This is a genomic window from Geodermatophilus sp. SYSU D01186 (assembly GCF_054050215.1).
In genome coordinates this window covers 181,198-187,388 of record NZ_JBJGYW010000006.1, presented here as the reverse complement: position 1 = coordinate 187,388, position 6,191 = coordinate 181,198, and the positions used below count along the sequence as shown (strand labels likewise).

Sequence of the window (6,191 nt, the reverse complement as noted above, 5' to 3'; positions counted from 1 at the left end):
GGCTGGTTGGGGGTGGATGGGCCGCGTGGGGGGGCGGGGCCGGGGCCCACCCCCCCCCCCCCCCCACGGCCCCGCCGCCCGGCAGCTCAGCGCCCGAGGACCCTGTCCTCGCCGCCGGCCCGCTTCGACTCGTCCTTGAAGTCGCTGTACCGGTACGGGTTGTCGAGGATCTCCTTCTCCGCGGCGGGCATGTCGGGGAACATCCCGGCCTGCCAGGCCTCCTCGCCGATCTGCCCGCGGAGGTGGTCGATGGTGTTCTCGATCTCGCGGCGCACCGGCGCCAGGTCGATGCCGACCAGCTTCCCGTCGTGCTTCACGACCCGGCCGTCCACGATCACCGTGTGGACGTCGGCCCGCTGCGCCTGGAACGCCACGTGCCCCAGCGGGTTGAGCAGCGGGAAGGACACCGGGGAGGCGTCGTTCTTGAGCAGGACGACGTCGGCCTTCTTGCCGGCCTCGATGCTGCCGAGGTCGGCGTCGCGGCCGATGGTGTGCGCGCCGCCCCGGGTGGTCCACTCGACGACCTGCTGGGCCCGCAGCCGCAGCTGGGTGATCGTCTCCCCCTTGAGGTGCGCGGTGAGGTGCTCGGACATGCGGTCGGCGTTGAGCGTCGCGCGCATCGCGGAGAACATGTCGCCGCTCCACCACACGCTGGTGTCCATCGACAGCGACACCGGGATGCCGTACTGCAGCACCTGCTCGGTGGGGGCGTGGCCCTGCCCGGCGCTGCACTCGGACTCGGTGGCCACCGAGATGGAGCCGCCGGTCGCGGCGATGCGCTGGTAGGAGTCGCGGGTCAGGGTGGAGGCGTGGACGTAGGTCGTCTCCGGCGTCATGAAGCCGTTGTCGTACATCTGCTGGATGCCGGTGTCGCTGGTGGCGCCCCAGACGCCGGCGTGGGTGGTCACGGGCAGGCCGAGGTCGCGGGCCACCTCGAAGGCGGCCTTCTCGGGGAACGCCGGGTCGCCGGTGACGTCGAAGGCGATCTGCACGCCCATCATGTCGTCGCGGGCGTCGCGCAGCCGCTCCAGGAACGACCGGACGGCGGGGTCGGCGGTCCACTCCCAGGGGCCGGCCTGGATGTTGCCGTAGGCGAGGACGAACCGGCCCGGCACCGACCGCAGCGCGTCCAGCGCGGCCTCGGCGTGGTCGACGGACTGCAGGTTGTGCGACCAGTCGACGGTCGTGGTGACGCCGGCGTCCAGGGACTCGATGGCGGCCAGCCGGTTGCCGGCGGCGATGTCCTCGGGGCGGAACTTCTTGCCGTGCTCGAGGTAGTACCAGACGAAGTACTGGGTGAGGGTCCAGTCGGCGCCGTAGCCGCGCATCGCCGTCTGCCACATGTGCCGGTGCGTGTCGATCATGCCGGGCATGACGATCCCGCCGGAGGCGTCGATCTCCTGGGTGCCCTCGGGCACGTCCAGGCGGGTTCCGACGGCGGCGATCCGGTCGTCGACGACCAGCACGTCGGCGTCGGAGAGGACGGTGCAGGCGCCGTCCATGGTGAGCACGGTGCCGCTCCGCAGGACCACGGGGCGTCCGGCCTGCGGGACCGGGCCGTCGGAACTCGTCATCGTCTCCTCCTCGAGACTGGCGACCGAGCGGACCTGCGTCCGTATACCGGTCACGACATCGGACCGAGCCACCCTCGCGCCGCGTGCGCGACGCTGTCAACACCTGCGGACGCCGTGGCCCCGCTCCGCGCCGTCACCGGCGGCGGCTTGACAGTGACCCAGGTCGCGCCAAGACTCAGGACGCGGTGTGCGGACCCTCGTCCGCATGCCGGTCGCCAGCTATGAGAGGGGCTTGACCGATGACCGCACACGCGCTCCCGCCGGGCGCGACGCCGGGCGGGGGACCGCTCTCGGGCCTGCTGGTCGCCGACTTCTCCCGCGTGCTCGCCGGCCCCTACGCCACGATGCTCCTCGCCGACCTCGGCGCCGAGGTGGTCAAGGTCGAGAGCCCCGCCGGTGACGACACCCGCAGCTGGGCCCCGCCGGTCCGCGACGGGGTCTCCACCTACTACCTCGGGGTCAACCGCAACAAGCGCTCCATCGCCCTGGACCTCAAGGACGCCGACGACGCGGCCGCCGCCCGCGAGCTGGCCCGCCGCGCCGACGTGTTCATCGAGAACTTCAAGCCCGGCGGCCTGGCCCGCTTCGGCCTGGACTACGACACGGTCGCCGAGGGCAACCCGGGCATCGTCTACGCGTCGATCAGCGGCTTCGGCAGCGGCCCGCAGGGCCGGTCGCTGCCCGGTTACGACCTGATCGTGCAGGCCATCTCCGGGCTGATGAGCCTGACCGGCGACCCCGACGGCGAGCCCTTCCGCGCGGGCATCTCGGTGTTCGACGTGATGGCCGGGCTGCACGCGACCATCGGCGTCCTCAGCGCGCTCAACGTGCGGCACGAGACCGGCCGGGGCCAGCACGTCGAGGTGAACCTGCTGGCGTCGGCGCTGTCCGGGCTGGTCAACCACTCGAGCGCCTTCGTTGCCGGCGGCGTCGTCCCCTTCCGCATGGGCAACAGCCACCCGAGCCTGTTCCCGTACGAGCCGCTGCCGTGCTCGGACGGTGACCTGATCATCACCGCCGGCAACAGCGGCCAGTTCCGCAAGCTGGTCGAGGTGCTCGGCGTGCCCGAGCTGGCCGACGACCCCCGGTTCCTGCGCAACGAGGACCGCACCGCCAACCGCGACGAGCTCCGGCCGCTGCTGGTCGAGCGGCTGCGCACGCGGACCAAGCAGGAGTGGTTCCGCGACATCATCGCCGCCGGCGTGCCGTGCGGGCCCATCAACACCGTCGACCAGGGGGTGGCCTTCGCCGAGGAGGTCGGCCTCGACCCGGTCGTCTCCGTGGGGGAGGGGGACGCCGCGGTGCCGTCGGTGCGCAACCCGATCCGCTTCTCGGCCACCCCCGCCGACTACCGCCTGCCCCCGCCGCGGCTGGACGAGCACGGTGCGGAGATCCGCGAGTGGCTGGCCGCGCCGGCCGCCCGCACCGCCGACGGGCAGGAGGGGACGGCGTGAGCGACGAGGGCCGCCCCGTCTACGACACCGCGCTCGGCGCCTCCAGCCTGGAGAGCATCACCCTCCTCGGCTCCGACCTCGCCCGCGACGTGATGGGCGAGGTCGGCTTCGGGGAGCTGGCCTTCTGGCTGGCCACCCAGCGACGGCCGTCGAAGGGGGAGACCCGGGTCTTCGAGGCCGTGCTGGCGGCACTGGCCGACCACGGGTTCACCCCGACCGCGATCGTCACCCGGCTCACCTACCTGTCCGCCCCGGACTCGGTGCAGGGGGCGCTGGCCGCGGGGCTGCTCGGCGGCGGCTCGCGGTTCCTCGGGGTCACCGAGGACTGTGGCCGGTTCCTGCACGACGTCCTCACCACGTTCTCTGCGACCCATCCCACCCGCGACCTGCCCACCGACGACGCCGGGTGGGACGCGCTCGCGCTGGAGACGGTGCAGGCGCAGCGGGCCGCCCGGCGGTTCGTGCCGGGCCTGGGCCACCACGTGCACAAGCAGGGCGACCCCCGCACCCCGCGGCTGTTCGCGATCGCGGCCGAGGAGGGGCTCTACGGCCCCCACCTGTCACTGTTCGCCGCCATCGGCCGCGTGCACCCCCAGGTGCTGGGCAAGACGCTGCCGCTCAACGGCGCCGGCGTCTGCGGAGCCGCCCTGGCCGACCTCGGCCTGCCGCTGGAGCTGCTGCGCGGGTTCGCGTTGCTGGCCCGCACCGCGGGGCTGATCGGCCAGCTGGCCGAGGAACTGCGGCACCCTGTCGGCAACGAGATCTTCCTGTCGGTGGACCTCAACAACCGGTCCGTCGCGCCCGATCCGTACACCCCTGACATCGACGCCAACGGAGGTCGGCATGGCTGAAGTCGCCGCGGTCATCGCGTCCACGCACCACCCGTTCTACTACCGGGCCAGCACGTCGACCGGTGAGGACCGCCCGCCGTTCGCCGACGAGTGGGTCGCCAAGATCGAGCGGTTCCGCGAGACGCTCACCCGCGCCGAGCCCGACGTGCTGGTGATGGTCGGCAGCGACCACTTCCACCAGCTGTGGCTGGACAACATGCCCCAGTTCCTCGTGGGCAAGGCGCCGTTCTTCGACGCCAACTGGTACAACGAGGAGCGCGAGTTCGGCCTGCCGCGGATGACGCTCAAGGGCGAGGAGGAGCTCGCCGCGCACATCCTGCGCGACGGCCTCGACCGCGACTTCGACCTGGCGTTCTCCAACGAGCTGCGGATCGACCACAGCATCACGTGCCCGATCATCACGCTGCGGCCGCAGGCGGACCTGCCGATCGTGCCGATCTACACCAACATCTTCGCCCCGCCGCTGCCGCAGCCGAAGCGGTTCGTGCAGCTGGGCCGGGCCATCCGCGAGATGGTCGAGTCCTGGGAGAGCGACAAGCGGGTCGCCATCATCGGCACCGGCCACCTGTCGCTGGAGCTCGGCGGCCCGCGCCAGTTCGGCGAGCACGGCCCGGACCCCGAGTTCGACCGCAAGGCCGTCGAGTGGATCGCCAGCGGCGACATCGAGGGGTGCCTGGCCGAGGTCTCCCTGGACTCCCTGCACCACCCGGGCAACGCCACCCACGGGTTCATGGACTTCATGCTGATGATGGGCGTCGCCGGCGAGGGCCAGAAGGCCGACCACGTCGACACCCTCGACCTGTTCCACACCATGGAGGCCTACTTCACCTGGTACCCCAACGGGGCCCCGGCCTGATCCCGCGGACGACGACGAGAACGGAGCACCTGCCGTGAGCAAGTACCTGCTCGACAAGTTCCTCTACACCGTCGACCGCGACCCCGACCTGGTCGAGCGCTACCGCGAGGACCCGGCCGGCACGGTCGAGTGGTGGGAGGCCGAGATGGCCGGCAAGATCCTCAACGTCATCGACGCCGAGCGGACGACGTGGCTGTCGTTCACCGACGAGGAGCGCAAGGCGCTGCGCGAGCACGACCACGTGACCCTGTTCCAGATGGGCGCGCACCCGTTCCTCACGCTCACGCTGTTCATCGCCATGTTCGAGCGCGACCACGGCCCGCTGGAGTACCAGAAGGCCTACGGCAAGGCGATGGAGCACATCTCCATGCCGTACCCCGACATCTCCACCTGAGCGGGAGGGGAGCGCCGTGCGTGCGGCCGTCCTGACCACCCCCGGCACGCCGCCGCGGCTCGGCACGCACCCGTCGCCGGAACCCGCCGAGGGCGTGACCCTCGTGCGGGTCACCGCGGCGCCGGTCGTGCCGCTGGACCTGCTCTGCGCCTCGGGCACCTCCTACTTCGGCCGCCCGGCGACGCCGTACGTGCCCGGGGTGCAGGGCGTGGGCGTCGTCGAGCGGTCCGGGGTGCACCCGCCCGGCACCCGCGTCTGGTTCGCGACGTCGGCAGGGATGGCGCCCGGTGACGGCAGCCTCGGCGAGCTGTGCGCGGTGCCGGACGCCGACGTCGTCCCGATGACCGCCGACGTGCCCGACGAGCTCGCCGCGGCCCTCGGGCTCTCCGCGGTCGCCGCGTGGATGGCGCTCACCTGGCGGGGTCGGTTCGTGCCGGGGGAGCGGGTGGTCGTCCTCGGGGCGGGGGGTGCCGTCGGCCAGGTGGCCGTCGGCGCGGCGAAGCTGCTGGGCGCCGGCCGGGTGGTCGCGGTGTGCCGGCCCGGTGGGTCGGCCGAGCGGGCGCACCGGGCCGGCGCCGACGAGGTGGTGCCGCTGTCGGCCGACGTCGACGACCTGACCGCCCGGCTGGGCGAGGCGACCGGCGGGGCGGTCGACGTCGTCGTCGACCCGGTCTTCGGGACGGCGGCGACGGCGGCCTCCCGCGTGCTCGCCCCGTTCGGCCGGCTGGTCAACCTCGGCGGGGCGTCCGGTGACGAGGCGCGGTTCTCCTCCTCGGTGCTGCGCAGCCGCAGCGCCGAGGTGCTCGGCTACACGAACAACGCCCTCACCCCGGAGCAGCGGGCGCAGGCGCTGACCGACGTCCTGGACCACGCCGAGCGCGGCGCACTGGCGATCGACCACCTCGTGCTGCCGCTGGCGGAGGTCGAGCGCGGCTGGACGCTGGCCGCCGAGGGCGCCGGACGGCGCGTCGTGCTCGTCCCCGGCACGCCGCCGGACTGAGGCCGTCCCCGCTCTCCGCCGGGCGGTTGTGGCCCTTGACACACCGCGGAGCGCCGGGCATC

At 72.9% G+C, this 6,191-nt stretch carries 6 protein-coding genes; 5 read left to right on the top strand and 1 reads right to left on the bottom strand.

Annotation, left to right across the window (positions count from 1 at the left end):
- Nucleotides 1-86: 86 nt before the first annotated feature.
- Nucleotides 87-1,574, bottom strand: coding sequence for an amidohydrolase family protein (locus ACI784_RS07075; protein ID WP_457012941.1), 1,488 nt, complete (start codon nucleotides 1,572-1,574; stop codon nucleotides 87-89).
- Nucleotides 1,575-1,813: 239 nt separating this feature from the next.
- Between ACI784_RS07075 and ACI784_RS07070 the strand changes: the two genes are divergently transcribed.
- From ACI784_RS07070 to ACI784_RS07050, 5 genes are read left to right on the top strand one after another with little or no spacing between them, the layout of a single operon-like run.
- Entirely contained in the window at nucleotides 1,814-3,028 is a 1,215-nt protein-coding gene (locus ACI784_RS07070; RefSeq protein WP_456925325.1) for a CaiB/BaiF CoA transferase family protein, read from the top strand.
- Complete coding sequence (locus tag ACI784_RS07065) at nucleotides 3,025-3,879, top strand: citryl-CoA lyase (protein ID WP_456925324.1); 855 nt, start codon at nucleotides 3,025-3,027, stop codon at nucleotides 3,877-3,879. The genes ACI784_RS07070 and ACI784_RS07065 overlap by 4 nt, the downstream gene beginning before the upstream one ends.
- Entirely contained in the window at nucleotides 3,872-4,735 is an 864-nt protein-coding gene (locus ACI784_RS07060; RefSeq protein WP_456925323.1) for a DODA-type extradiol aromatic ring-opening family dioxygenase, read from the top strand. Before ACI784_RS07065 ends, ACI784_RS07060 begins: the two co-directional genes overlap by 8 nt.
- Before the next feature lie 34 nt (nucleotides 4,736-4,769).
- Nucleotides 4,770-5,129: a hypothetical protein gene (locus ACI784_RS07055; RefSeq protein ID WP_456925322.1), complete on the top strand. Its 360-nt coding sequence runs from the start codon at nucleotides 4,770-4,772 to the stop codon at nucleotides 5,127-5,129.
- Nucleotides 5,130-5,145: 16 nt separating this feature from the next.
- Nucleotides 5,146-6,129 carry a quinone oxidoreductase family protein gene (locus tag ACI784_RS07050; RefSeq protein ID WP_457012940.1) on the top strand — a complete coding sequence of 328 codons (984 nt, stop codon included), beginning with the start codon at nucleotides 5,146-5,148 and terminating at the stop codon, nucleotides 6,127-6,129.
- The last annotated feature ends 62 nt before the right edge of the window (nucleotides 6,130-6,191 follow it).